The organism is Methylobacterium sp. J-072 (assembly GCF_022829425.1).
GTDB lineage: Bacteria > Pseudomonadota > Alphaproteobacteria > Rhizobiales > Beijerinckiaceae > Methylobacterium.
In genome coordinates this window covers 1-24,237 of sequence record NZ_JAKSYK010000122.1, presented here as the reverse complement: position 1 = coordinate 24,237, position 24,237 = coordinate 1, and the positions used below count along the sequence as shown (strand labels likewise).

At 70.0% G+C, this 24,237-nt stretch carries 24 protein-coding genes; 11 read left to right on the top strand and 13 right to left on the bottom strand.

The window, feature by feature from the left end; translation table 11 throughout:
* The first annotated feature begins 231 nt into the window (after positions 1 to 231).
* The 3 genes from MKK67_RS14230 (at position 232) to der (ending at position 3,048) form a co-directional block, all read left to right on the top strand.
* Positions 232 to 840: an NnrU family protein gene (locus tag MKK67_RS14230; RefSeq protein ID WP_243965698.1), complete on the top strand. Its 609-nt coding sequence runs from the start codon at positions 232 to 234 to the stop codon at positions 838 to 840.
* A gap of 116 nt (positions 841 to 956) precedes the next feature.
* Positions 957 to 1,667 (top strand): tetratricopeptide repeat protein, encoded by a 711-nt coding sequence (locus tag MKK67_RS14225; protein WP_243965701.1) that lies wholly within the window; start codon positions 957 to 959, stop codon positions 1,665 to 1,667.
* Between the two features lie 28 nt (positions 1,668 to 1,695).
* Complete coding sequence (gene der, locus MKK67_RS14220; RefSeq protein WP_243965697.1) at positions 1,696 to 3,048, top strand: ribosome biogenesis GTPase Der; 1,353 nt, start codon at positions 1,696 to 1,698, stop codon at positions 3,046 to 3,048.
* 139 nt (positions 3,049 to 3,187) lie between these two features.
* On the opposite strand, the gene MKK67_RS14215 is transcribed toward der, so the two are convergent.
* The 5 genes from MKK67_RS14215 to MKK67_RS14195 all read right to left on the bottom strand — a co-directional run bounded on the left by MKK67_RS14215 (position 3,188) and on the right by MKK67_RS14195 (position 8,107).
* A complete protein-coding gene (locus MKK67_RS14215; RefSeq protein ID WP_243965696.1) occupies positions 3,188 to 4,306 on the bottom strand; it encodes a carboxylate-amine ligase in 1,119 nt (372 codons plus the stop codon).
* Positions 4,307 to 4,366: 60 nt separating this feature from the next.
* A complete protein-coding gene (locus tag MKK67_RS14210) occupies positions 4,367 to 4,774 on the bottom strand; it encodes a dihydrofolate reductase (RefSeq protein WP_243965694.1) in 408 nt (135 codons plus the stop codon).
* Positions 4,775 to 4,973: 199 nt separating this feature from the next.
* On the bottom strand, positions 4,974 to 5,723 hold the full coding sequence (locus MKK67_RS14205) for an SDR family NAD(P)-dependent oxidoreductase (RefSeq protein WP_243965691.1): 750 nt from the start codon (positions 5,721 to 5,723) through the stop codon (positions 4,974 to 4,976).
* Between the two features lie 155 nt (positions 5,724 to 5,878).
* Positions 5,879 to 7,348 (bottom strand): amidophosphoribosyltransferase, encoded by a 1,470-nt coding sequence (gene purF, locus MKK67_RS14200; protein ID WP_243965689.1) that lies wholly within the window; start codon positions 7,346 to 7,348, stop codon positions 5,879 to 5,881.
* A 132-nt stretch (positions 7,349 to 7,480) separates the two neighbouring features.
* Positions 7,481 to 8,107: a CvpA family protein gene (locus MKK67_RS14195; protein WP_243965687.1), complete on the bottom strand. Its 627-nt coding sequence runs from the start codon at positions 8,105 to 8,107 to the stop codon at positions 7,481 to 7,483.
* Positions 8,108 to 8,239: 132 nt separating this feature from the next.
* On the opposite strand from MKK67_RS14195, the gene MKK67_RS14190 reads away from it, so the two are divergent.
* From MKK67_RS14190 to radA, 5 genes are all read left to right on the top strand, one after another.
* Positions 8,240 to 8,950 carry a queuosine precursor transporter gene (locus tag MKK67_RS14190; RefSeq protein WP_243965685.1) on the top strand — a complete coding sequence of 237 codons (711 nt, stop codon included), beginning with the start codon at positions 8,240 to 8,242 and terminating at the stop codon, positions 8,948 to 8,950.
* Between the two features lie 60 nt (positions 8,951 to 9,010).
* On the top strand, positions 9,011 to 9,340 hold the full coding sequence (locus tag MKK67_RS14185) for a PbsX family transcriptional regulator (RefSeq protein WP_243965684.1): 330 nt from the start codon (positions 9,011 to 9,013) through the stop codon (positions 9,338 to 9,340).
* Positions 9,340 to 9,699, top strand: coding sequence for a type II toxin-antitoxin system PemK/MazF family toxin (locus MKK67_RS14180; RefSeq protein ID WP_238261325.1), 360 nt, complete (start codon positions 9,340 to 9,342; stop codon positions 9,697 to 9,699). The genes MKK67_RS14185 and MKK67_RS14180 overlap by 1 nt, the downstream gene beginning before the upstream one ends.
* A gap of 99 nt (positions 9,700 to 9,798) precedes the next feature.
* Positions 9,799 to 10,881 (top strand): alanine racemase, encoded by a 1,083-nt coding sequence (gene alr / locus MKK67_RS14175; protein WP_243965683.1) that lies wholly within the window; start codon positions 9,799 to 9,801, stop codon positions 10,879 to 10,881.
* Positions 10,882 to 10,927: 46 nt separating this feature from the next.
* Positions 10,928 to 12,364 (top strand): DNA repair protein RadA, encoded by a 1,437-nt coding sequence (gene radA / locus MKK67_RS14170; protein ID WP_243965682.1) that lies wholly within the window; start codon positions 10,928 to 10,930, stop codon positions 12,362 to 12,364.
* A gap of 234 nt (positions 12,365 to 12,598) precedes the next feature.
* Here radA and moaA read toward each other — a convergent pair whose 3' ends face one another.
* Positions 12,599 to 13,657 (bottom strand): GTP 3',8-cyclase MoaA, encoded by a 1,059-nt coding sequence (moaA, locus tag MKK67_RS14165; protein WP_243965681.1) that lies wholly within the window; start codon positions 13,655 to 13,657, stop codon positions 12,599 to 12,601.
* A gap of 81 nt (positions 13,658 to 13,738) precedes the next feature.
* Between moaA and MKK67_RS14160 the strand changes: the two genes are divergently transcribed.
* Both MKK67_RS14160 and MKK67_RS14155 read left to right on the top strand, forming a co-directional pair.
* Complete coding sequence (locus MKK67_RS14160; RefSeq protein ID WP_243965680.1) at positions 13,739 to 14,161, top strand: gamma-butyrobetaine hydroxylase-like domain-containing protein; 423 nt, start codon at positions 13,739 to 13,741, stop codon at positions 14,159 to 14,161.
* 188 nt (positions 14,162 to 14,349) lie between these two features.
* Positions 14,350 to 14,676, top strand: a complete 327-nt coding sequence (locus MKK67_RS14155) for a cupin domain-containing protein (RefSeq protein WP_243965700.1) — start codon at positions 14,350 to 14,352, stop codon at positions 14,674 to 14,676.
* A 50-nt stretch (positions 14,677 to 14,726) separates the two neighbouring features.
* On the opposite strand, the gene MKK67_RS14150 is transcribed toward MKK67_RS14155, so the two are convergent.
* Positions 14,727 to 15,386, bottom strand: a complete 660-nt coding sequence (locus tag MKK67_RS14150; RefSeq protein WP_243965679.1) for a L,D-transpeptidase — start codon at positions 15,384 to 15,386, stop codon at positions 14,727 to 14,729.
* Positions 15,387 to 15,626: 240 nt separating this feature from the next.
* Positions 15,627 to 17,579, bottom strand: coding sequence for a glucans biosynthesis glucosyltransferase MdoH (gene mdoH / locus MKK67_RS14145; RefSeq protein WP_243965699.1), 1,953 nt, complete (start codon positions 17,577 to 17,579; stop codon positions 15,627 to 15,629).
* Between the two features lie 331 nt (positions 17,580 to 17,910).
* Between mdoH and MKK67_RS14140 the strand changes: the two genes are divergently transcribed.
* A complete protein-coding gene (locus MKK67_RS14140; RefSeq protein WP_243965678.1) occupies positions 17,911 to 19,407 on the top strand; it encodes a glucan biosynthesis protein in 1,497 nt (498 codons plus the stop codon).
* A 205-nt stretch (positions 19,408 to 19,612) separates the two neighbouring features.
* Here the strand turns inward: MKK67_RS14140 and MKK67_RS14135 are convergent, their stop codons facing one another.
* From MKK67_RS14135 to MKK67_RS14115, 5 genes are all read right to left on the bottom strand, one after another.
* Entirely contained in the window at positions 19,613 to 19,813 is a 201-nt protein-coding gene (locus MKK67_RS14135) for a hypothetical protein (protein ID WP_243965677.1), read from the bottom strand.
* Positions 19,814 to 19,936: 123 nt separating this feature from the next.
* Positions 19,937 to 21,409 (bottom strand): glucose-6-phosphate dehydrogenase, encoded by a 1,473-nt coding sequence (gene zwf / locus MKK67_RS14130; RefSeq protein WP_243965676.1) that lies wholly within the window; start codon positions 21,407 to 21,409, stop codon positions 19,937 to 19,939.
* A 590-nt stretch (positions 21,410 to 21,999) separates the two neighbouring features.
* Positions 22,000 to 22,287, bottom strand: coding sequence for a GIY-YIG nuclease family protein (locus MKK67_RS14125; protein ID WP_243965675.1), 288 nt, complete (start codon positions 22,285 to 22,287; stop codon positions 22,000 to 22,002).
* A 455-nt stretch (positions 22,288 to 22,742) separates the two neighbouring features.
* Positions 22,743 to 23,585: an SDR family NAD(P)-dependent oxidoreductase gene (locus tag MKK67_RS14120; protein ID WP_243965674.1), complete on the bottom strand. Its 843-nt coding sequence runs from the start codon at positions 23,583 to 23,585 to the stop codon at positions 22,743 to 22,745.
* A 434-nt stretch (positions 23,586 to 24,019) separates the two neighbouring features.
* Positions 24,020 to 24,237, bottom strand: a 218-nt coding sequence (locus MKK67_RS14115) for a helix-turn-helix domain-containing protein (protein ID WP_243965673.1), incomplete at its 5' end; no start/stop codon positions are given.

The window sequence follows — 24,237 nt, the reverse complement described above, 5'->3', positions numbered from 1 at the left end:
TCCCGCACGGGAGAGGGGACCCGCGCCCCGTCTTGAGATGGGTGAACACCCTCCCCCGCAGAGGGGCGAGGGAAAAGTGGCGGCGCCCCGCCATCCGCACCAGCCATCCCGTACGCCAAGCCCATCGCTGAAATCCGGGTGCGTCCCGGCTACGCCTGGACAAAGCGTGTCAGATTCGCTTGAGAACCGTTACAGAGTACTTGCCGCCCGGCCGCCGTCCGAAAGACCTTCATGCTTCTCCTGATTCTAGGGCTCGTGCTGTTCCTCGGCACGCATGCCTTCTCGATGGTGCGCGCGAAGCGCGCCGACATCGTCGGCCGGATCGGCGAGGGCCGGTACAAGCTCGGCTACACCGCCCTGTCGCTGCTCGGTCTGGTGCTGATCGGGATCGGCTTCCACGATTACCGTCTGAGCGGCTACATCCCGGTCTGGGACCCACCGGTCTGGACGCGCCACCTCGCCCTGACCCTCGTGTGGCTCGCCTTCATCTGCCTCGCCGCCGCCTACCTGCCGGGGCATATCCGGGCCAAGGCCAAGCACCCGATGCTGCTCGCCGTGAAGATCTGGGCGACCGCCCACCTGCTCGCGAATGGCGATCTCGGCTCGATCCTGCTGTTCGGCGGCTTCCTGGCCTGGGCGGTGGCGGCGCGGATCAGCGCCAAGCGCCGGGCGCTCGCCCCGGGGGCGGTGGTCGCCCAGCACAGCGGCGCCGTCGCGGCCCCCCATGGCTGGCGCAACGACATCCTGGCCGTGGTGATCGGGACGGCCGTCTGGTTCGTGTTCTCGCGCTACCTGCACTACCCGCTGATCGGCGTCTCGGTCTGGCCCGGCACCGCCTGAGGGCCCCGCACACCCGCCCCACCACGCCCGCTGTCGCCAACCCGGCGCCCGTGTGTTAGGCGCGGGGCTCGATAGTTGTGCAAGGTGGCTCGCGGACACGCGCGGGCCGGGACATGATGGCCGAAAATAACGAGTTCATCCGCGAGGTCGACGAGGATTATCGCCGCGACCGGATCCTCCAGATCTGGAAACGCTACAGCGGCGTGATCATCGCGCTCGCCGTGCTGCTGGTGGTCGGCGTGGCCGGCTGGCGCTACTGGCAGAACCAGCAGCGCGTGGCCGCCGAGACCGCTTCGGTGCAGTTCGACGAGGCCAACCGCCTCGCCCGCGAAGGCAAGGTCGCAGAGGCCGACAAGGTGTTCGACGCCCTGGAGGTTCAGGGCCCGGCCGGCTACCGCCTGCTCGCCCGGTTCCGCTCGGCCGCGGAGGCCGGCAAGCGCGACCCGGAGGCGGGGGCGAAGGACTTCGACACGCTGGCCGGTGATACCGGCCTCGGCGACGGCCTGCGCGACCTCGCGCGCCTGCGCGCCGCCCTGCTGCGCCTCGACAGCGCGAACCCGGACCCGGCGCTCGCCAACCTCCAGGGGCTCGCCGCCGGCACGCCGTTCCGCCACACCGCCCGCGAGATGCTGGGCCTGGCCGCCCTCAAGAAGGGTGATTTCGAGGAAGCCGGCCGCTGGTTCGACCAGCTGGTCGCCGATCCCGAGACGCCCCGGAACCTGCGTGAGCGGATCGAGGTCTACGCGGCCCTCGTGGCGGGCGGCCCAGTCACCGTGACCGAGGCCAAGCCCGAGGTCGCCGCCCCGCCCCCGCCGATCACGCGCTGATTTCTTTTCTGACTTTTCGAGACACATCATGGATATGCCGACCGTCGCGATCGTCGGGAGGCCGAACGTCGGCAAGTCGACCCTGTTCAACCGCCTCGTGGGCAAGAAGCTCGCGCTCGTGGACGATCGGCCGGGGGTGACCCGCGACCGGCGCGAGGGCGATGTCGCGTTCGGCGGCCTCCACTTCCGGGTGATCGACACCGCCGGGCTGGAGGAATCGGACGCTGCGACCCTCATGGGCCGGATGCGGATGCAGACGGAGGCGGCCATCCTCGCCGCCGACGTGGTGCTGTTCGTGATCGACGCCCGCGCCGGCGTGCTGCCGGCCGACCAGCCCTTCGCGGAACTGGTGCGCCGGGCCGGCTGCCCGGTCATCCTGATCGCCAACAAGGCGGAGGGCGGCACGGGGCTCGCCGGCGCCTACGAGGCCTTCACCCTCGGGCTCGGCGACCCGATCCCGTTCTCGGCCGAACACGGCGAGGGCCTGGGCGAGCTGCACGAGGCGCTGAAAGGCGTCCTGCCCAAGTCCGATCCGGATGACGACGACGAGGACGAGGACGCCCCCGGCGGCCGCTCCCTGAAGGTCGCCATCGTGGGCCGCCCGAATGCCGGCAAGTCCACGCTGATCAACCGCATGCTCGGCGAGGATCGGCTGCTGGTCGGCCCCGAGGCCGGCATCACCCGCGATTCGATTTCCCTGGATTGGGAGTGGCGGGGCCGGAAGATCAAGCTCCACGACACCGCCGGGATGCGCCGCCGCGCCCGGATCGACGACAAGCTGGAAAAACTCGCGGTCTCGGACGGGTTGCGCGCCGTGCGCTTCGCCGAGGTGGTGGTGGTGCTGCTCGACGCCACGATCCCGTTCGAGAAGCAGGACCTGACCATCATCGACCTGGTCGAGAGCGAGGGCCGGGCCGTGGTGATCGGCCTCAACAAGTGGGATCTCGTGGCCGACCAGCCGGGCCTGCTCAAGCAGCTGCGCGAGGATTGCACCCGCCTGCTGCCGCAGGTGCGCGGCGTCGCGGTGGTGCCGCTCTCAGGGCTCGCCGGCGAGGGCCTCGACAAGCTCATGCAGGCGGTGGTGCAGGCCTCTGAGGTCTGGGACAAGCGGATCTCGACCTCGCGCATCAACGACTGGCTCAGCGAGGCGACCTCGCGCAACCCGCCCCCGGCGGTGTCGGGCCGGCGGATCAAGATCCGCTACGCCACCCAGGTGAAGAGCCGGCCGCCGCATTTCGCGCTGTTCGGCAATCAGCTCAACGCGCTGCCGAAATCCTACACCCGCTACCTGGTGAACGGCCTGCGCGAGGCGTTCGAGCTGCCCGGCACGCCGATCCGGCTGAGCTTGCGGACCTCGCAGAACCCGTTCGACAAGGGCTGAGGCGTTTCCAGCCGAAAGATCGCGCCGTCATTGCGAGCGCAGCGAAGCAACCCAGGGCAACGCGCGATCACCGGATATGGCGCATCCCTGGGTCGCATCGCTACGCTCGCGATGACGAAATGAGGCGCGAGCAGAGCGGTCACCGGGAGGCGTCTGCGATCCAGTCCACGGCAGAGGCCAAGGCGGCGCGCTCGTCCTTTCCGTCGGCGAGTGCCGCCTCGAACGCCCCGACCTGCCCGTCCGCACTGGTGCCCTCGATGACGATCGCCCGGGCGCGGGCGACATCCGCCGCGCAGCCCAGCGCATCCGCATCCTCCTTCACCAGAGCGAGGATCGCCTCCAGCGCCTCGGCGAACGGCACCGCTTCAGCCTTCGCCTCGTCGATCAGCGTCGCGCGCACGCCGCTGTGCTGGGCCCGCCACAGGTTCTCCGAGGCGAGCGCCCGCGAGACGCCGTCGAGCCCGGCATTGAGATCCGGCCGGCGCACGCACAGGCGCACGAGGCAGCGGTACAGGGCGGCGACGCAGAGCGAGTCGTCGAGCCGGGTGCAGGCATCGGCGATGCGCAGCTCCAGGGTCGGGAACTTGATCGACGGGCGCAGGGACCACCACAGGAAGCTCGCATCCGCGATGGCGCCGGAGCGGGTCATGATCTCCACGAAGCGATCATGCGCGGCTGAATCGGAAAAAATCTCGGGCAGGCCGGTGCGGGGCAATTCGCCGAAGACGCTGAGCCGGTAGGCCATCAGCCCGGTCGCCTCGCCCTGCCAGAACGGCGAGGAGGCCGAGAGCGCCAGCAGCAGCGGCTGGAACGGCAGCAGCCGGTTCATCAGATCGACCCGCCCCTCTGGGTCCGGCACCTCGACATGGACATGCATGCCGCAGATCAACGCCCGCCTGGCCGCGATGCCGACATCCGACAGGATGCCCTTGTAGCGCTCGCCGTCCGTGGCGGTCTGGCGGGACCAGCGCGCGAGCGGATGCGTGCCGCAGGCCAAGAGGCTCAGCCCGTTCTCGGCCGCGATGCCGGCGAGTTGCACCCGCTGGCCGCCGAGATTGTTTCGCGCGGCCTGGGCATCGTCGAGGGGCGGCGTGCAGACCTCGACCTGCGCGGCAACCAGCTCGCGCCCGGTCTCGGGCAGCTCCGCTTTCACCCGGGCATGGAAGCCGGCGAGGTCGCCCCGGGGCGTGCCGCGGGTCTCGGCATCGGCGAGGAAATACTCTTCCTCGATGCCGAAGCGGTAGCTATGGGCGCTCATCGACCCTCCGGAAACGCGACACGCACGCCAACGCCCCGGCCCACCGGAAGGTGCCGGTCGTCAGGGCCGCAGCGCCCCGCCCACCAGCCAAGCCGGGTCGAACCAGCGGTCCGCCTCGCCGTCATAGGGCAGGCGCGTGATGTCCCAGTTCTGGATGTATTGCGCGTAGACGTTCCACACCGCGATGCCGCCGCCGACGAAAATCCGCCGGCCCGGATAGCGCTTGAGCACCTGCTCCGGATCCTCGTGGCTGCGGATCACGTCGATGGTGCGGTCCTTGAAGGCGAAGTCCGGGACCGAGGCCACGGTCTTAGGACCGGCGATCAGCACGTGGCCCATGGTGAGCGCGAAGAAGCGCGTCACGTCCTCCACGAACAACGGATCGGTGTTGCCCTCCCAGGGCAGGTGCCCGTTCAGGCCGAGCTGGCCGCGCAGGCCGATCGCACAGATGCAGCGGACGTCGATCATGTGTTTGGGTCCGGTTCGCTCAGCCACCGCAGCACGCGGATCCCACCCATCCCCTCATCCTGAGGTGCTGCGCAGCAGCCTCGAAGGAGGGCTCCAGGGATCGCGCGCCACCTGGAGGGCTCCTTCGAGGCCCGCTGGCGCGGGCGCCTCAGGATGAGGGTGTTGGGTGGGATCCGGTGTTGCGCAACAACAGGTTAGGTCACTCGGGCGCGCGGAACTGCAGCACCCGGTCGGTGGGGAAATCGTAGAGCTTGCCGGTCTCGGTCCAGTCCGGCGCGGCGAGCCGCACGAAGTGGGGGGCGAGGTCCTCGGGGGTCTTGAGGGTCTCGGGATCCTCCCCCGGCATGGCCGAGCGGCGCATGCCGGTGCGCAGCGGCCCCGGGTTGAGCAGCATCGCCCGGATAGAGGTGGTCTCGGTCTCGGCCGCGTAGGTGCGCACCAGCGCTTCGAGCGCCGCCTTCGAGACCGAGTACGGCCCCCAATAGGCCCGGCATTTCGAGGCGGCCCCCGACGAGACGAACACCACCCGGCCGGCATCGGACATGCGCAGCAGCGGGTCCAGCGAGCGGATCAGGCGCCAGTTGGCGGTGACGTTCACGTCCATCACCTGGCCCCAGACCTTCGGGGTGATGTGGCCGATCGGCATGAGCGCGCCCAGGATGCCGGCATTGCCGACCAGGATGTCGAGGCGCTTCCAGCGCTCGTTGATCGCCGCGCCCAGCCGGTCGATGGCGTCGTAATCGGCGAGGTCGAACGGCACGAGGGTGGCGCTGGATCCGGCCGCCCGGATGGCGTCGTCCAGCTCCTCCAGGGCACCGACCGTGCGGGCCACCGCGACCACGTGGGCGCCGGCCTCGGCCAGGGCCAGGGCGGCGGCGCGCCCGATGCCGCGGGACGCCCCGGTGACCACCGCGACGCGGCCTTCGAGGATTTTTTCAGACTCAGCCATGCGCGGGACCTAGCGCATTTCCGCGCGAGGGGGACTGGAAAATTCCGGATTCAAAAGGTCCGTGACCTTTTGCGGGTGCAGGGCAGAGCCCTGCGAAGACCCAGGGGCGCCGCCCCTGGACCCCGCCAAAGGGCTCGCCCTTTGGGAACCCCGTGTCAGTCGGCTTCGGCAAGCATCGCGAAGCGCTTCGGGCCGGCAATGGAGAGGTCGGTCAGGCCGGTCGGGTAGTCGCCCGTGAAGCAATGGTCGGTGTATTGCGGGCAGGCCGCATTGCGCTCCTCCTCGCCCATCGCCCGGTAGAGGCCTGGGATCGACAGGAAGGCGAGCGAGTCCGCGCCAATATACTTGCGCATCGCCTCCAGGTCGTGGGTCGCGGCCAGCAGCTTCTCCCGCTCCGGCGTGTCGATCCCGTAGAAGTCGGGATAGGTGATCGGCGGCGAGGCGATCCGGAAATGCACCTCGGCGGCGCCGGCCTCGCGCATCATCCGGACGATCTTCACCGAGGTCGTGCCGCGCACCAGGCTGTCATCGACCAGAACGATGCTCTTGCCCTCGATCGCCGCGCGGTTGGCCGAGTGCTTCATCCGCACGCCGAGCTCGCGCACCGACTGCGTCGGCTGGATGAAGGTGCGGCCGACATAGTGGTTGCGGATGATCCCCATCTCGAAGGGGAGGCCGGTCTCCTGCGCGAAGCCCAGCGCCGCCGGCACGCCGGAATCCGGCACCGGCACGACGATGTCGGCGGGGGCGGCGGCCTCGCGGGCGAGCTCGCGGCCGATGGCCTTGCGCACCGCGTAGACGCTCTTGCCGTTCACCACCGAATCCGGCCGGGCGAAGTAGATGTACTCGAAGATGCAGGGCCGCATCGGCACCGCGTCGGCGAAGCGGATCGACTCGACGCCCTCCTCGGAGATCACCACGACCTCGCCGTTCTCGACGTCCCGAACGTAGCGGGCGCCGATGATGTCGAGGGCGCAGGTCTCGGAGGCCAGGAGGTAGCGGCCGTCGAGTTCGCCCAGCACCAGCGGGCGGATACCCAGCGGGTCGCGGGCGCCGATCAGCTTCTTGTTGGTCAGCGCGACGATCGCGTACGCGCCCTGGATCGCCTGCAGGGCGTCGATGAAGCGCTCGACGATCCGGGGCTTCCGGGAACGGGCCGCGAGGTGGAGGATCACCTCGGTGTCGGAGGTCGACTGCGTGATCGCGCCGTCCCGCACGAGGTCGCGGCGGATCGACAGGGCGTTGGTGAGGTTGCCGTTATGGGCGACCGCGAGGCCGCCGCTGGCGAGCTCGGCGAACAGCGGCTGCACGTTGCGCAGGATCGTCCCGCCGGTGGTCGAGTAGCGCACATGCCCGATGGCGGCGCGCCCTTTCAGCCGGGCGATGGTGTCGCCGTCCGAGAAGGAATCGCCGACGAGGCCGGGGCGCCGCTCGGAATGGAACACCGAGCCGTCGAAGGAGACGATCCCGGCCGCCTCCTGGCCGCGGTGCTGCAGGGCGTGCAGGCCGAGCGCCACGATGGCCGAGGCCTCCGGATGCCCGAAGATGCCGAAGACGCCGCACTCCTCGCGCAGCGTGTCGCCGTCGAGATCGAAATCGGCGGAATAAGCGTCGGATTGGGACATGCTGCGATCGATCACTTCACGAGTCCCGGCGGCGACGGGCCGGCGCGCCGGTCGTCGCGGATATCATCCGATCGTCTCCGGAGACGCTATCTAGGCGCTCTGCGCAGACAGGCCAACGGCGCTCGCCGCAGATCAGCGTCGCGCCGGGCTTGGCGCAGGCGTCGGATTGGGCGCGGTCTCGGTGCGGCGCTGGGGCGCCACGTCGGTCTCGGCGGGGGCGTCGGCCGCCTCGTTGGGCGGCGTGACGGCCTTCGGCTTCTTGAACTGCTTCAGGAAGCCCTCCGGATTCTCGGGGAGCTGGGCCACCAGGGCGTCGCCGGATTTTTCCAGCATCGGGCGCGTGCGCGCCTGCGCGGCCCAATCCGGCACCTTGCCCTGCACCAGCCAGGACAGGAACACCCAGCCGATCACGCAGATCAGGAAACCGCGCCCCGCCCCGAACAGGAAGCCCAGCGAGCGGTCGACCGCGCCGATGCGCGAATCGAGCACCACGTCGGAGATCTTCACGGTGATGATCGAGACGACGATCAGCGTGCCGAGGAAGATCGCCGCGATCGAGGCGACCAGCGCCACGGTATCGCTGTTGACGTGCTGCTTCACCAGCGGAAGCAGCATCGGATAGAACGACCACGCGACGGCGGCGGCGGCCACCCAGGCGATGATCGCCAGCACCTCGCGGGTGACGCCACGCACGGCCGCGAGCAGCGCGGAGACCGCGACGATGCCGAGCACGACGAGATCCAAAACGGTAAACGGCATCTGTGAACTTTTAGGAACCAGAGGGGATGCCGCGGCGGCCATGCGGCTCCCCGGGACCGGGGCCGAAGTATACCAAGCCGAACCTCGGCCGTCACCCTCAGGGACGGGCCTCGGCCGAGGCCTGTGCCGTCCATGCATCAGCCCGTGCCGCTCGTGAGCGCGGACCGGGCGGTGGCCGGCCCCGTTTACCTCGTTCCGATCGCCGGCCTGTTCGGCGCGGTGCTGATGATCTCGCTGGTGCTGGCGGGCAAGATCGTCTCGGTGGGCGGCCTGACCTTCACGGCAGCGGTGATCGTGTTTCCCGCCTCCTACCTGTTCGGCGACGTGCTGACCGAGGTCTACGGCTATTCCAGCACCCGCACGGTGGTCTGGACCGGCTTCCTGGCGCAGGCGCTCTGGATCCTGGCCTACGGGATTGCGGCGGCGCTGCCGCCCGCGCCGTTCTGGCCGCATCAGGCGGCGTTCGAGGCGGTGCTCGGCGCCACCCCGCGGCTCGCGCTGGCCGGGCTCGCGGCGTATCTCACCGGCGAATTCCTGAACGCCTACCTGCTCGCCAAGCTGAAGCTGCGCTTTCGCGGCCGGGGGCTGGCCGCGCGGCTCGTCGCCTCGACGCTCGTCGGCCAGGGCATCGATTCGGCCCTGTTCATCGGGCTCGGCTTCGGCGGGCTCTACCCCACTGCGGATCTCGTCCGCCTCGCGCTGTCGATCTGGGCGCTGAAGGTCGCCTGGGAGGTCGTTGCGCTGCCCCTCAGCGTGCCGCTGATCGGCTTCTTGAAACGCGCCGAGGGGCGCGACGCTTTCGATACGGACACGGATTTCAACCCGTTCCGTTTGCGGGGGTGATGGGTGTCGGCGGCAACGGAAAAGTGCTACCTTTGTAGCACCTTCCGGAGGAGCGTGACCATGCCTGCCGCCAAGCGAACGCCCCGCACGAAGACGAACGCCAAACCGCCGACTCAAACGTCAACGACGACGGTTGTGACGGTTCGGCGCCAAGGCGGAGCCCGGGTGATGACGCTCCCGCCCGCTGTCCTGGCCGCTATCGGAGCCGATACGGGCACCGACCTCACGCTCGCCGTCCAGGACGGTACCCTGGTCGCGACACCGGTCGCGAAACGCAAACGCCGCTACACCCTGGCTGAGCTTCTGGAAGGCGCCGAGCATCTGCCGGCCTTGTACGCGGACACCGCCAAGGCTCTGGAAGGCCCCCCAGTCGGCGATGAGATCGGGTGATGGGCCCGCGGCCGAAGGTCCCGAAGCGCGGCGAGATCTACTCGATCAACCCCAACCCGGTCGTGGGCCGGGAAATGCGAGATCGGCATTACTGGATTGTCCTGACGCCGGAGGCCGTGAACGTTCACGGCACGGCAATCGCCGTAGTCATCTCTACCGTGGCGGCAGGCGCCCGCGCCGCGGGCCTCACAGTCCCCGTCACGGCGGATGGCGTGACCGGCGTGGCGGTCTGCACGCAGGTCCGCAGCTTCGATCTACGGGCGCGCATCGCCGATGGCAGTGCGAGCCTCGCCGGTGTCGCGGATCCGGACACCGTGGGCGAGATCGCCGCGCGGGTTGCCAGTCTCGTCGACCCCTGAGACCAATGCCGCGAACCGACTCGCCTCACGGGTCCGCATCGTGCATCCGTCCGCGGGGAATCGAGGATCGGGGGCGCTTCGGTGGCGGGTAGCGGATCGGTGACGGAGTCGGGAAGAGATATCGGCGCCCACGGCGCCCGGTTGACGATCGATCTCGGGGCGATCGTGGCGAACTGGCGGATGCTTGCCGCCCGGGGCGCCGATTGCGCCGCCGTGGTGAAGGCCGATGCCTATGGCTGCGGCGTCGCGCGGGTCGGGCCGGCCCTGTGGGCGGCCGGGTGCCGGACCTTCTTCGTCGCCCACCTCGCTGAGGGCATCGCGGCCCGGGCCGCCCTGCCGGAGGCCGCGATCTACATTCTGAACGGCTTGCCGCCCGGCGCCTCCGAGACCTTCGCGGCGCACGACCTGCGCCCGGTGCTCGGCAGCCGCGAGGAGATTGCCGAATGGGCGGCGTTCTCTGGCGGAGGCCGGCCGGCGGCGCTCCACGTCGATACCGGCATGAACCGCCTGGGGCTGCCGGTGCCGGAGGCGCTGGAACTCGCCGGCGATCCGCGCATCACGGCCGCCGGCATCGACCTGCTGCTCAGCCACTTCGTCAGCGCCGAGAAGCCGGAGGATCCTGTCAATGCCCGGCAGATCGCCGATTTCGCCCGGGTCCGGGCCGCCTACCCGGTCCTGCTTGCGTCGCTCGCCAATTCGTCGGGCGTATTCCTTGATGGCGCCCGGCACGACCTGCTGCGCCCGGGCTACGCCCTGTTCGGCGGCAACCCGACGCCAGACTCCGCAAACCCGATGCGCCCGGTGGTGCGGCTCGAAGCCTTGATCGCGCAGGTGCGGCAGGTCGAGGCCGGCGCCAGCGTCGGCTATAACGGCCGCTGGACCGCCCCGGCCCCGAGCCGGCTCGCCACCCTGTCCCTCGGCTATGCCGACGGCTTCCCGCGGGCGATCAGCGGGCGCGGGCAAGCCCTGGTCGGCGGCGTGCCCTGCCCGATCCTCGGTCTCGTCTCCATGGACCTGATCATCCTCGACGTCACCGCGGCCCCCGCGGCTCGGCGCGGCGCGACGGCCGTGCTGATCGGCGACAGCCTGGATATCGACACGGTCGGCCGCGCCGCCGGGACGATCGGCTACGAGATCCTGACGGGGCTGGGTTCGCGTTATGTTCGAACTTATGTAGGGTGATCCGACCCATCTCTTCGAATGCCGGACCGGCGGCGCGCGGACCCGAATGGCCAAGATCCACCAGACCTTCGTCTGCCAATCCTGCGGGGCGGTCTACAACCGCTGGCGCGGGCGCTGCGAGGCGTGCAACGGCTGGAACACGATCGTCGAGGAGGCGGCCGCCGCGCCCGGCCAGTCCGGTCCAGTCGCGACCCGGCCGTCCCGCGCCCGCGGCCGGGTGTTTCCGCTCGAGGGCCTGACTGGCGAGACCAAGGAGGCGCCGCGCATCCCCTCGGGGATCGGCGAACTCGACCGGGTCACCGGCGGCGGCTTCGTGCGCGGTTCGGTGATCCTGCTCGGCGGCGATCCCGGCATCGGCAAGTCGACCCTGCTGATGCAGGCCTCCGCCGCCATGGCGGGCACCGGCGAGCGGGTGGCCTACATCTCCGGCGAGGAGGCGGTGGGACAGGTGCGGCTGCGGGCCGAGCGGCTGGGGCTGAGTTCCCGTCCGGTGGATCTGGCCGCCGAGACCAATGTCGAGGACATCATCGAGACTCTCAGCCAGGGCCGCCCGCCGGCGCTCGCGATCATCGATTCGATCCAGACCATGTGGACCGAGACGGTGGAATCGGCCCCCGGGACAGTCACGCAGGTGCGCTCCTCGGCCCAGGCGCTGATCCGCTTCGCCAAGACCACGGGCACGGCGGTGATCCTGGTCGGCCACGTCACCAAGGACGGGCAGATCGCCGGCCCCCGGGTGGTGGAGCACATGGTCGACGCGGTCGCCTCGTTCGAGGGCGACCAGGGCCACCATTTCCGCATCCTGCGCGCGGTGAAGAACCGCTTCGGCCCCACCGACGAGATCGGCGTGTTCGAGATGACCGATGCCGGGCTCGCCGAGGTGCCCAACCCCTCGGCCCTGTTCCTGGCCGGCCGAGACCACCAGGCCGCCGGCACCGCGGTCTTCGCCGGGATGGAGGGGACGCGGCCCCTGCTGGTGGAGATCCAGGCGTTGGTGGCGCCGTCCTCGCTCGGCATGCCCCGCCGGGCGGTGGTCGGCTGGGACCCGAACCGGCTGTCCATGGTGCTGGCCGTGCTGGAGGCCCATGGCGGCATAAGGCTCGGCACCCACGACGTGTATTTGAATGTCGCCGGCGGCCTGCGGATCACCGAGCCGGCGGCGGACCTCGCGGTGGCCGCCGCCCTGGTCTCGTCCCTGTCGGGGGCGGTGCTGCCGCCGGAGACGGTGTATTTCGGCGAGATCGGCCTGTCCGGGGCGATCCGGCCGGTGGCCCAGGCCGGCGCCCGGTTGAAGGAGGCCCAGAAGCTCGGCTTCGCCAAGGCTTTGATCCCGCAGGGCCGCGGCGAAGGCGACAAGGCTCTGGCGGTGGAGACCCTACGCCACATCGCCGACTTGGTGGCGGGAATCAGCGCCGGCGCGCCGCGGCGCGGTGGCGGGCAGCGCGGACGGGCGCAATCGCGCTACGCTGACGAGGAGATGTGAGCGGACTTACCTCTACCTTGGGATCTACCCATTGGGCTGGGGAGCACAGGCGCAGGATGAGGCGCGGGTCCCCTCTCCCGTGCGGGAGAGGGACAGGGTGAGGGACCAGGTTCCTCCGGATAGGGCGTATCCCTCACCCCAACCCTCTCCCGCACGGGAGAGGGGGCGCGTCGCGGCCTGTAACCAGCCGATGTGGGACCATCGTCGCCCTGAGCGAGGCAGAGTGTCCGTGGGCTATCCCCCCGTCACGCTCATGTGGCGCGGCACGGCAGCCGGGCGCTGGCGCTCGATGATGAAGTCGTGGCCCTTGGGCTTGCGGGTGATCGCCTCGACCACCGCCGCCGCCAGCACCGCGTCGTCGTCCGATGCCCGCAGGACGGCACGGAGATCCGCGGAATCCTCCTGGCCGAGGCACAGGTAGAGCTGGCCGGTGCAGGTCAGGCGCACCCGGTTGCAGCTCTCGCAGAAATTGTGGGTCAGCGGCGTGATGAAGCCGAGCTTGCCGCCGGTCTCCTCGACCCGGACGTAGCGCGCCGGGCCGCCGGTGCGGTCGGGCAGCGGCGTCAGGGTGTAGCGGCTCTCCAGGCGCTGCCGGGCCACCGACAGGGGCAGGAACTGGTCGGTGCGGTCGGCCTCGATCTCGCCCAGCGGCATGACCTCGATCAGCGTCATGTCCATGCCGAGCCCGTGGGCCCAGGCGATCATGTCGGGGATCTCGTCGGCGTTCACGTCCCGCAGCGCCACCGCGTTGATCTTGACCTTCATGCCGGCCGCCCGCGCGGCCGCGATGCCGTCGAGCACCACCGGCAGGTCGCCCCGGCGGGTGATAGCCCGGAACTTTTGGGGGTCGAGCGTATCCAGGGACACGTTGATCCGTCGCACGCCGAAGCTCGCCAGTTCGTTCGCGTACCGGGCGAGCTGGGTGCCGTTGGTGGTGAGCGTCAGCTCTTCCAGCGCGCCCGAATCGAGATGGCGCGACAGGCGGCGGAACAGGTGCATGATGTCCCGGCGCACCAGCGGCTCGCCGCCGGTGATCCGCAACTTGCGCACGCCCCGGGCGATGAACACCCCGCAGAGCCGATCCAGCTCCTCCAGGGTCAGCAGGTCGCGCTTGGGCAGGAACTGCATGGTCTCCGACATGCAGTAGGCGCAGCGCAGATCGCAGCGATCCGTCACCGAGATGCGCAGATACGAGATCGCCCGCTGGAACGGATCGATCAGCGGCGTGGGCGACGGCGCGCGGGGCGCGTCGGCCGTAAACCCCTGCGGCGTGCTGGAGATGTCATCGAGCATGATTGAGCATATGATGCCCGATACGGTCGTGGGCAAGCCGACCCCGGGCCGCAACCCCGGAATGCTTGAGGAGTGTGACCCGTGAACGAGGATCTGTGGCCGACCGAGATCCGCCTGTCGGCCGACCGGCGGGTGCTCAACGTCGCCTTCGAGGACGGCTCGCGTTTCGCCCTCCCGGCCGAGTACCTGCGGGTGTCGAGCCCGTCGGCCGAGGTGCAGGGCCATTCGCCCCTGGAGCGCAAGGTGATCGGCGGCAAGCGCGCCGTGGCGATCCTGGCCGTCGAGCAGATCGGCAACTACGCGGTCAAGCTCGGCTTCGACGACATGCACGACACCGGGATCTACGGCTGGGGCTACCTGCATACCCTCGGCCGCGAATACGAATCCCGCTGGCAGACCTACTTGTCCGAACTCGCCGAGCGCGGCCTCGACCGCGAGACCGCGCGCACCGCCCCGGTGAAGCAGACCGGGGGCTGCGGCTCGGGCTCGTGCGGCTGCCATTGAGGGCTTGGTAGCCTTCCCATCCTCCCCCTCATCCTGAGGTGCCCGCGCGAGCGGGCCTCGAAGGAGACTTCCAGGGATCTTTGAGACTTCTGGAGGGCTCCTTCGAGGCCTTCGCTGCGCTTCGGCACCTCAGGATGAGGGGGAGATTTGGATATTTCTTGGTCGACACCGCCAGCCCCGGAGCCACCATGGCCTTCACCTGCACGATCCCCGCAGTACCCACGATCCAGCAGGACGATGCCACGGTCCGGATCACCCGGTGGGATTTTTCGCCCGGGGCGGTGACCGGCTGGCACGAGCATGGCTGGCCGTATTTCGTGGTGATGCTGGTCGACGGCGTGCTGCGCGTCCATGACGGGGCGGCGGTGAGCGAGACGGCGCTCGCGGCCGGGCAATCCTACATGCGGCCCGCCGGCATCCGGCACGACGTGATGAACGGGTCGGCGCATCCGATCGCGTTCATCGAGATCGAGGTGAAGCGCCCCGACGCGCTGGTGACGCTGCCCGAAGCCTGAACGCAAAAGGGCCGACCTCGCGGCCGGCCCTGAACGAAAAGTCCCAAAACCTAGCGCTGGACGACGACCTTCGTGCCGACCTTGGCGCGGGTGTAGAGGTCGGTGACGTCGTCGTTGGTCATGCGGATGCAGCCCGAGGACACGGCGGTGCCGATGGTCTCCGGTTCGTTCGAGCCGTGGATCCGGTAGATCGAGCCGCCGAGATACATGGCGCGGGCGCCGAGCGGGTTCTCGATGCCGCCCTTCATGTAGCGCGGCAGGTCGGGCCGGCGGCGCAGCATGGTCGACGGCGGACGCCAATCCGGCCACTCGCGCTTCATCGTGATGGTCTGCACGCCGCCCCAGGTGAAGCCCGGACGGCCGACGCCGACGCCGTAGCGCAGGGCCTGGCCGCCGCCCATCACGTAGTAGAGCCGCCGCTCGGCCGTGGAGACCACGATCGTACCGGCGCCGTAGGGGCCGTTATAGGCCACGGTCTCGCGCGGGATCGCCGACATCTGCGGCACGGCCGCGTCGAGCGGGTCGGCGGGGTTGAGGGAGGCGTTGGCCACCGGCACCGCGACGGTCTCGACGGCCTGCGGGCGGACCCGCACGGTGAGCGCGTCGTTCAGCGGCTGGCGGGTCAGCGGGTCGATCTCGTAGGCGAGCGCCGGCGCGGCGCAGGCGGCCGCGCCGAAGAGCCCTACGAGGGCGGGAAGGAAACGACGCATCAAAGCCTCTCGGGGCAGGCGCGAAATCAGGTGGGAACGCGGCGAATTACCGGGGCACGATGCCGTGCCGATCCTCGCCAAGGGGTAAACGCTCGCGCCCCAAATCCAACCCTCAAACCGCCATGCTTAGCCGGTTCCGCCCCTCCGTGACTCGATGGCAACACTGTGGCAGCTTGGCCGTAAGGCCGGGATGAGGAATGGGCGGTTTGGCGTGTCCCGACCCACCCGGCCCCCAAAAACTCACGCCTCGTCGGCCGCGAGCCAGATGGCCGGCTCCAGGGGCGCCGTGCGGACCGGGACCAGGGCGGCCGGCAGGCCGCGGATCTGGACCAGCTCGGCCAGTTCCGGCGCCTGCGCGGTGTCGTCGGCGGTGAGGAACAGGCCCCGGGCCCTAGCGGCCCGGCCGAGATCGGCCCGGCTGGTCCAGACGCTCTGGGCCGGGCTCGCCAGTAGCGCGAGGGCCAGGGGCGCCAGCCACAGGCCGAGCCAGGCATTGCCGGCCCAGACCAGGGCGAAGACGATCAGCGCCCCGACCACCACGGCGTCGGCCTGGAGCCGGAACGCCTCGGCCCAGGAGACCTGCCGGTCGTCGCGGTCCTGGGTTTCCCAGCGCACCACCCGGCCCAGGAAGGTCGAGACCACGGCGCCGGCGGTGAACAGGGTCAGCACCGGCCACAGGAACACCCACACGACCTGTTCCAGGGCGGCGCTCGCCAGGAGCGCCCAGGTGCCGCCGAACGCCGCCCGGCGGGCCGGCGAGACCAGGACATGGCCGAGGCTCAGGACCTTGGGCAGGGCCAGCACGGCGAGGCTGAGGGCGGCGAGCGCGTGGGCCGCCGCGCCGTGCCCGGTCAACCCGTAGGCGAGCAGGCCGAGATCGCCGGTCCGGGCCGCCTGCCAGGCGGCCAGCCCCAGGAAGGCGATCCACAGCGGCAGCATGCCGTAGGCCAGGATGCCGACCGCGAGGTGCCAGCGGCTGGCGGCGTGCAGGCCCGCCCAGGGCAGCACCCGCAGGTGCTGGAGGTTGCCCTGGCACCAGCGGCGCTCGCGGCCGAGCAGGTCGATGAGGTTGGTGGGCATCTCCTCCCAGGTGCCGCCCATCTCGGGCAGCAGGCGCACCTCCCAGCCGGCGCGGACCATCAGGGCGCCCTCGACGATGTCGTGGCACAGGATCTCGCCGCCGAGCGGCGCCCGCCCCGGCAGGACCGGGAGTTGCGCGTTCTCGGCAAAAGCCTCGATCCGCAGGATGGCGTTGTGGCCCCAATAGCTGCCCTCCGGGCCCTGCCAGGTCTCCAGGCAGCGCAAAGCCAGGGGCGCGTAGAGGCGCACGGCGAATTGCTGGATGCGGGCGAACAGGGTGTCCCGGCCGGCCGCGTAGGAGACGGTCTGGATCAGGCCGGTGCGGGGGCTCTCGTCCATCAGGCGCACGAGCCGGGTCATGGCGGCACCGGTCATGAGGCTGTCGGCGTCCAGCACGATCATGAAGGCGTAGTCCGCGCCGTAGCTGCGGCAGAATTCGCCGATATTGCCGGCCTTGCGGCCGATGTTTTCCGTCCGGCGCCGGTAGCGGATCCGCGGCAGGGCCGGATCGGCCTCGGCCCAGGCCTGGATGCGAGCGAATTCGTGCTCCTCGACGGCCGCGATCGCGCCGTCCCGGGTGTCCGAGAGGACGAAGATGTCGATGGCTTTCCCCGAGCCCTGCGCCTGCTCGCGCGCCAGCGATCGGGCCATCACCCGCAGCCGGGCGAACACCGCCACCGCGTCCTCGGCGTGGATCGCCACCACGGCGGCGGTACGGCCGGCGCTTGCAGCCGGGACTTCAGCGGCCTCGGAGCGGCGCTCCAGAACCGATTTCGCCCGATCGCCCAGGATGGCGGCGACGAGCCCGTAGACGTATTGGCAGGCCACAAAAGCCTGCCAGCCCATGACCAGGCCGAACAGGATCAGGATGGCCCAGGCGAGTGGGCTGCCGCCGGCCGGGTAGGCACGCTCCGCCAGCCATGCGAGACCGCCGGCAGCCGCGAGGCTCGGGATCGCCAGGGCGAGACGCCGGGCCAGCAGGGTCCGGCCGCCACCGGCCCAGGCCTCGGGCGCGCACGCCACGGCCGGGGAATCCACGCGCTGGGGATCGGGAGCGCCCGGATGGGCGTTCCGGTGCGGCTGTTCGGCCGAGGAGGTGACCCGTGAGGACACGGTGTGGGGGGAGGACATGGCGCGAGGGAAGGGCATGGCGCGAAGAACTCGACCGTGGAAGCCTGCCGGCTGCCCCACCGCGTGAGGGCGGGGACCGATGAGCGTGGACACCGATAGCCGGGGTGAGGACACGCAGCCGACCCGGCCGCACAGGCAGCCGGAGGCCGAACGGATCGATCCCCCCTCCCGGCGCCGCGTTCTCAGAACCGTCCTGACCGCGGCTGCCGGCAGTATTGTACCTAGCGCTATAGATCTGAATGACGCCCGAACATGGGCCGGGGCGGCGCTTCAGCCGCAGATGCCGGTCTCCAGGGGGCCGCAGGACGGTGCGATGACCTTCGAGACCCTGTCGGCCGAAGCCCAGCGCCGCGCGGCCGCGCCCTATGCGGGGCCGGCCACGGAGCTGCCGCCGGCGCTCTCCGGGCTCGACTATGACGGCTATCGGAGCATCGTCTTCCGGCCGTCCGAGAGCCTGCCTCTCGGCCGGCATTTCAGCGCGCAGCTGTTCCACCGGGGCTTCCTGCAGCGCAAGCGCGTGGCGCTCTACCTGCAGCCGCGGAACGGGCCGGCGCGGCCGATCGCCTACGAAAGCCAGCTGTTCGATCTCGGCCGGCAGCTCGCGGGCCAGAGTTTTCCGGCCGATCTCGGCTTCGCGGGCTTCCGCCTGCACTACGCCTTCCCGGACACGCCGGCCTGGCGGCCCAAGGGCTTCCAGGAGGAGTTTTTGGTGTTTCTCGGCGCCTCCTATTTCCGGCTGCGCGCCGCCGGCCAGGAATACGGGCTCTCGGCAAGGGGGCTCGCCATCGGCACCGGCGCCCCGGAAGGGGAAGAGTTTCCCGACTTCATCGCCCACTGGCTGTGCGAGCCGGAACCGGAGGCCCGCAGCCTCACGGTGCTCTCGCTCCTCGACAGCCCGAGCGTGGCCGGCGCCTACCGGTTCGTGATCACCCCCGGGGATCCGGCCCGGATCGCCGTCACGGCGGCGCTCTTTCCGCGCAAGCCGATCCCGCTGCTCGGGCTGGCGCCGCTCACCAGCATGTTCCTGTACGGCCAGAACGGGCCCGGCGCCCGGGGCGCCAAGCCGTTCGACGATTTCCGCCCGCAGGTGCACGATTCCGACGGGCTCTGCGTCGCCACCGCGGCCGATCGGCTGTGGCGACCGCTGGTCAACGGCCGCAAGCAGCCGCAGATCTCGGCGTTTGCGGCCAAGCCCCTTGCGGGATTCGGGTTGCTCCAGCGCGAGCGGAGTTTTGCCGCCTATCTCGACGTGGAGGCACGCCAGGAGGCCCGGCCCGGCCTGTGGGTCGCGCCCGGTCCGGAGGGGGCCTTCGCGGCGGGCGCCGTGCAGCTCTACGAGATCCCCTCGGCGGAAGAGTACATGGACAACATCGTGGCGGCCTTCGTGCCGGCGGTGCCGGTGCAGCCCGGTTCCGCCCTGCATCTCGCCTACGGTCTGACCACCGTGGGGGCGGAGCCGGTCGAGGCGATCCCGCAACCCGCCCTCGCCCGGGTCACCGAGACCCGGTTCGGCTCGGCCGAGCGCCTGCGCCCAACCAACCCGCCGAACCCGGAGCGGCGGCTTTGCGTGATCGATTTCGAGGGGCCGTCGCTGCCGAAGGGCGCGGACGCGACGATCGCCGCGGAGGTCTCGGCCAGCGCCGGCACCCTGCACGAGCCGGTGGCGAACGTCGTGCCGCAGACCGGCGGCTGGCGCATCTACGTGGAGTGGCGGCCGCCCCAGCCGATGCCGGCGGGCGATGTCGTCCTGCGGGCGCGGCTGGTGCGCGGGACGACCCCGTTGAGCGAGACCTGGGACGCGGCCGTCTGATCTGCGGCGTTCGCACATCTTTCCATGCAGGTCGAGACGACCCCCCTCTCCCGTGCGGGAGAGAGTTGGGGTGAGGGATGCGACCTCTCCGGAAGAACCTGATCCCTCACCCTGTCCCTCTCCCGCACGGGAGAGGGGACCCGCGCCCGTCCGGCAAACGGATTGTGGCTGCGGGGGGCGGCAGCCCTATCTCAACCGACCGGCCTCAGGCGCTGCGCCGCTCGCGCTCCAGGCGCTTTGCCAGGCGGGTCGCGCCGTAGACCTCGCTCAGGCGGCGGCGGGCGGCGTAGACCGGCGGGGCCTGCCGCTCGACATGGGCGGCCGCGATGACGCGCAGTGCCGAATCGACCGAGCGCTCCAGGCGGCGTTCGGCCGAGACGGCGAAATCCTGCTTCGAGTCCTGCATGCGATGATCCCTCGTGCGTGGCCGGGCCCACCCTCTCGCGGGGCGGTGACCGGCGGCATGCGGCAGCTTCCACATCCGGCTTGACGGTATCAAGGCAGCTTGGCCGTAAGCGACGAGGCGGCGTTACCGCAATTCCTCGTGCCAGGTCCGGCCGTCGCGCTCGATCAGCGCGATGGCGGCGGTGGGGCCCCAGCTCCCGGCCGGGTAGGGCCGCGGCGCCTCCGGGCGGTCGGCCCAGGCCTTGAGCACGCCGTCGGCCCAGGCCCAGGCGGCCTCGACCTCGTCGCGGCGCATGAACAGGGTGGCGTTGCCCCGGACCACGTCCATCAGCAGGCGCTCGTAGGCGTCCGGGTAGCGCTGCTTGAAGGTCTCCTCGAAGGAGATGTCGAGGTCGGTCGGGCGCAGGCGCAGGCCGCCGGGGCCCGGATCCTTGGTCATCACCTCGAGCTTCATGCCCTCCTGCGGCTGCAGGCGGATCACCAGGCGGTTGGGCTCGCGGCCGAAGGCCTCCTCGGGGAAGATCGAGAACGGCGAGGCGCGGAACTGCACCACGATCTCGGACAGCTTCTGCGGCAGGCGCTTGCCGGTGCGCAGGTAGAACGGCACCCCGGCCCAGCGCCCGGACTGCACTTCGAGCTTCATCGCCACGAAGGTCTCGGTGCGGCTCTCGTGGCCGAGCTCAGCCAGGTAGCCCTCCACCGGCTTGCCGTCGACGGCGCCGGCCACGTACTGGCCGCGCACGGTCACGGCCTGGATGTCGTGGGCGGTGATCGGCTTGAGGGCGCGCAGCACCTTCAGCTTCTCGTCGCGCACGGAATTGGCTTCGAGGTTGAGCGGGCTCTCCATGGCGGTGAGGCACAGGAGCTGCAGCATGTGGTTCTGCAGCATGTCGCGCATGGCGCCCGACGTGTCGTAGTAGCCGGCCCGGCCCTCGACCCCGACCGTCTCGGCCACGGTGATCTGGACGTGGTCGATCACGTCCGAGGTCCAGAGCCGCTCGAAGATGGTGTTGGCGAACCGCAGGGAGAGCAGGTTCTGCACCGTCTCCTTGCCGAGGTAGTGGTCGATCCGGAAGATCTGCGATTCGGGGAAGACCTCGCCGACCGCGTCGTTGATCGCGCGGGCCGATTTCAGATCCTTGCCGATCGGCTTCTCCAGCACGACCCGGGACTTCTCGCCGACGAGCCCGTGCGAGGCGAGGTTGCGGCAGATCGAGCCGTAGAGGTCGGGGGAGGTGGCGAGGTAGTAGGGCCGCACCTGGTCGGGCCGCTCGTCGAGCTTGGCCACGAGATCGGCCCAGCCGCTCTCGCCGGCCCCGTCCACCGCCACGTAATCCACGTGGTCGAGGAACTTATGGAGCACGTCCTCGGTCAGGTCGGTGGCGGGCACGAAGCGCTTGAGGGCGTCCCGGGCATGCTCGCGGAACGCGTCCGTCGACAGGTCCGAGCGCGAGGCGCCGATGATTCGGCTGGTCTGCGGGATCTGCCCGTCCCGGAACCGGTAGAACAGGGCCGGCAGCAGCTTGCGCGCCGTGAGATCGCCGGTGGCGCCGAACACGACGCAGTCGAACGAGGCGACGGGGATGATCGTGGCCAAGAGTGCGGCTCCCTGGTGTCGTGCGCGGTTGCAATGCGGCGACCGCGCCGCACTGACCTAACCTGGGTGCAAACCCTTCGCCAGACGAGGGGCGGCCGTCAGGAAGGTCCGCGGCGCATGCCTCCGGGGGAGGACGATCGCGGCTTGATGCGCAGCCGCGAACCGCGCCCCGTCATTGCGCGCGGAGCGAAGCAACCCAGGGTACCGCGCGGCACATCGTTCCGCTCGACGGAACGGACGAGAAGAGTCGCAGGTGAGATGCGAAGCGGAACGCCCCCCACCAACAATGACGCTGCCCCAGAGCGGGATTTCGGCACGATCCGTTTTCCGACCTCGCTTGAAAACATCTTCCGTCGCGGTTCCCTGGGTTGCTTCGCTCCGCTCGCAATGACGGGGGGAAGCTCTTACCCCACCATGAATTCCCTGAACGCCCCGGCGCAGAACCCAACCCACCAGCGTGGCGCAATCCAGCGGCGGCAAGCTCGCGCAGGCAGCGCAGGCCCGAAACGCCTCTCGCAACGCGTGATGACGTCCAACCCGTCATTGCGAGCGCAGCGAAGCAACCCAGGGCTCCGCGACGCATAAGAACTTTACGCAAGGCCCGGATACAGATCGGACCAATCCGGGTTCATCGCCTCGATCAGGGCGAGCTTCTTCTTCCGGGAGCCGGCCTTGATCTGTTTCTCGCGGGCGATGGCCTCGCTCATCGTCGGGTAGCCCTCGTACCAGACCAGGAGCTTGCATCCGTAGCGGCGCGTGAAGCCGGGGCGGAGGGCTTCGCGGTGCTCGTAGACGCGCCGGGACAGGTCCGCGGTGACGCCGGTATAAAGCGTCCCGTTGCGGCGGCTGGCCATGATGTAGACGGCCGGCGCGCGCATGGTGGCAGTCCCATCGTGCAGAACGATTGGCCGCGCGGAGCCCTGGGTTGCTTCGCTCTGCTCGCAATGACGGGATGGACGTCACTACGCGTCGCGTGAGGCGTTTCAGGCCGGCGCTGTCGGCGCGAGCTTGCCTCCGCTGGATTGCGCCATGCTGGTGGGTCGGGTTCGGAGCCGGGATTGCGCGGGGGCGTTCAGGAAAATCATGGTGGGTTGAGAGTGCCCACCGTCATTGCGAGCGCAGCGAAGCAACCCAGGGAACCGCGCGGCATATGGTTCCGCTCGACGGAACGGATCCGGAGAGTTGCAGGTGAGATGCGGGTCGAGAGGTGTCCCACCTACAGTGACGATGCCCGGAACGGGATTTCAGCACGATCCGTTTTCCATCCTCGCTTGAACCATCTTCCGTCGCGGAGCCCTGGGTTGCTTCGCTCCGCTCGCAATGACGGCGGAGATCACACCGCCATGAACCGCTTGAACGCCTCGGAAAAGTCCGGGTGCCAGCGCGACAGGGCCGGTCGGTTCTCGATGATGTCGCCGGCGGCCCAAGCGATGCGCTTCTCGTCCTGCGCCCGGGTGGTCTCGTTGTCGGGACAGAGGATGTAGAAGTCGCCCGCCTCCAGCCGCTCCAGCATGAAGGCGACGGTCTCCTCCGGCGTCCAGGCGCCGGCCGGCTTCTCGGCGACGCCCCGGGCCTTGGTCAGGCCGGTATAGACGAAGCCCGGGATCAGCAGGTGCGCGGTGGTCCGACAGCCCTCGCGGGTGCGCAGCTCGTGGGCCAGCGCCTCGGTGGCCGCCTTCACGGCCGCCTTCGAGACGTTGTAGGGCGCGTTGCCGGGCGGCGTGGTGATGCCCTGCTTCGAGCCGGTGACGATCACCGCCCCGGGCTTGCCGCCCGCGATCATGCCGGGCGCGAAGGCATGGATGCCGTTGACCACGCCGCCGAGATTGGTGGCGAGGATCCGGGTCCAGGTCTCGGCGTCGGAGAACAGCTTGCCGCCGGCCTCGATCCCGGCATTCAGCATGACCACGGCCGGAGGGCCGGCCTTGGCGACATGGGCCGCCAGGGCCTCCACGGCCTCCCGGTCCGAGACGTCGGTGGGCACCGCCCGGACCTCGACGGCGGCGAGCTCGGCCACGGCGCGGTGGGACTCCTCGAGGGCCGGGCCGGGCAGGTCGGCGAGCCAGACATTCATGCCGGCCCGCGCGAAGGTTTTGGCCGCCGCGAGCCCGATGCCGCTCGCCGCCCCGGTGACGACCGCGCTGCGGCCTGGGCTGATGGCGGGATGCTGGCTCATGGATCGGTCCTCGGCTGGATGGCGTCCCGAAGATGGGGCGAGTCGGGGCCGAAGGCGAGTTGGAACGCCTATGGGTTTTGCGCGACGCGGCAGGCGGGATCCCCTCGCCCCGCTTGCGGGGAGAGGGCCGCGACGACCTCGTCGTCGGCGCGGCGAGGCGGCAGCCGAGGGTGAGGGGGCGGTTCAGGGCGCGCGCCTCGTTCTGAGCCGGCCCCTCACCGCCGCTCCGGCTTCGCCTGCGCTTCCCGCACGGACGACAAGGTACGTGTGGGCCTCTCCCCGCGTGCGGGGAGAGGGGACCCGCGCCTTCCCTGAAGATGTTTGAAAAACCGCATCCTCTGGCGGAGAGACGCATGGTCGGCCGCTTGCTTCATCCGTTGGAGATATCTGTCCCTCCAAGCCCACGCTCAAAGCCGCAGGATCTATTGTAATATTTAAGTAAAAAGAATACAGATTATCATCGAACGGAAATATCTGCGCTCTCTCGTGCATTTGCAGGAGAAAAGAGCCTGGATCATGCCCGCGCCCTCCAACACATGCGTCGCCGTCGTGACGCCGGGCCGCCGAACGCCGAGCATCATCGCCAGGAACTCGTGCGTGAGGATCAGCTCGTCCTTCTGCAGCCGGTCGTGGGTCATCAGGATCCACCGCG

What these genes read in the sequence shown, in the direction of transcription:
- MKK67_RS14230 (WP_243965698.1), top strand. Translation starts at nt 232, where the DNA reads ATGCTTCTCCTGATTCTAGGGCTCGTGCTGTTCCTCGGCACGCATGCC.
- MKK67_RS14225 (WP_243965701.1), top strand. Translation starts at nt 957, where the DNA reads ATGGCCGAAAATAACGAGTTCATCCGCGAGGTCGACGAGGATTATCGC.
- der (WP_243965697.1), top strand. Translation starts at nt 1,696, where the DNA reads ATGGATATGCCGACCGTCGCGATCGTCGGGAGGCCGAACGTCGGCAAG.
- MKK67_RS14215 (WP_243965696.1), bottom strand. Translation starts at nt 4,306, where the DNA reads ATGAGCGCCCATAGCTACCGCTTCGGCATCGAGGAAGAGTATTTCCTC.
- MKK67_RS14210 (WP_243965694.1), bottom strand. Translation starts at nt 4,774, where the DNA reads ATGATCGACGTCCGCTGCATCTGTGCGATCGGCCTGCGCGGCCAGCTC.
- MKK67_RS14205 (WP_243965691.1), bottom strand. Translation starts at nt 5,723, where the DNA reads ATGGCTGAGTCTGAAAAAATCCTCGAAGGCCGCGTCGCGGTGGTCACC.
- purF (WP_243965689.1), bottom strand. Translation starts at nt 7,348, where the DNA reads ATGTCCCAATCCGACGCTTATTCCGCCGATTTCGATCTCGACGGCGAC.
- MKK67_RS14195 (WP_243965687.1), bottom strand. Translation starts at nt 8,107, where the DNA reads ATGCCGTTTACCGTTTTGGATCTCGTCGTGCTCGGCATCGTCGCGGTC.
- MKK67_RS14190 (WP_243965685.1), top strand. Translation starts at nt 8,240, where the DNA reads ATGCATCAGCCCGTGCCGCTCGTGAGCGCGGACCGGGCGGTGGCCGGC.
- MKK67_RS14185 (WP_243965684.1), top strand. Translation starts at nt 9,011, where the DNA reads ATGCCTGCCGCCAAGCGAACGCCCCGCACGAAGACGAACGCCAAACCG.
- MKK67_RS14180 (WP_238261325.1), top strand. Translation starts at nt 9,340, where the DNA reads ATGGGCCCGCGGCCGAAGGTCCCGAAGCGCGGCGAGATCTACTCGATC.
- radA (WP_243965682.1), top strand. Translation starts at nt 10,928, where the DNA reads ATGGCCAAGATCCACCAGACCTTCGTCTGCCAATCCTGCGGGGCGGTC.
- moaA (WP_243965681.1), bottom strand. Translation starts at nt 13,657, where the DNA reads ATGCTCGATGACATCTCCAGCACGCCGCAGGGGTTTACGGCCGACGCG.
- MKK67_RS14155 (WP_243965700.1), top strand. Translation starts at nt 14,350, where the DNA reads ATGGCCTTCACCTGCACGATCCCCGCAGTACCCACGATCCAGCAGGAC.
- MKK67_RS14150 (WP_243965679.1), bottom strand. Translation starts at nt 15,386, where the DNA reads ATGCGTCGTTTCCTTCCCGCCCTCGTAGGGCTCTTCGGCGCGGCCGCC.
- MKK67_RS14140 (WP_243965678.1), top strand. Translation starts at nt 17,911, where the DNA reads ATGACCTTCGAGACCCTGTCGGCCGAAGCCCAGCGCCGCGCGGCCGCG.
- MKK67_RS14135 (WP_243965677.1), bottom strand. Translation starts at nt 19,813, where the DNA reads ATGCAGGACTCGAAGCAGGATTTCGCCGTCTCGGCCGAACGCCGCCTG.
- MKK67_RS14125 (WP_243965675.1), bottom strand. Translation starts at nt 22,287, where the DNA reads ATGCGCGCGCCGGCCGTCTACATCATGGCCAGCCGCCGCAACGGGACG.
- MKK67_RS14120 (WP_243965674.1), bottom strand. Translation starts at nt 23,585, where the DNA reads ATGAGCCAGCATCCCGCCATCAGCCCAGGCCGCAGCGCGGTCGTCACC.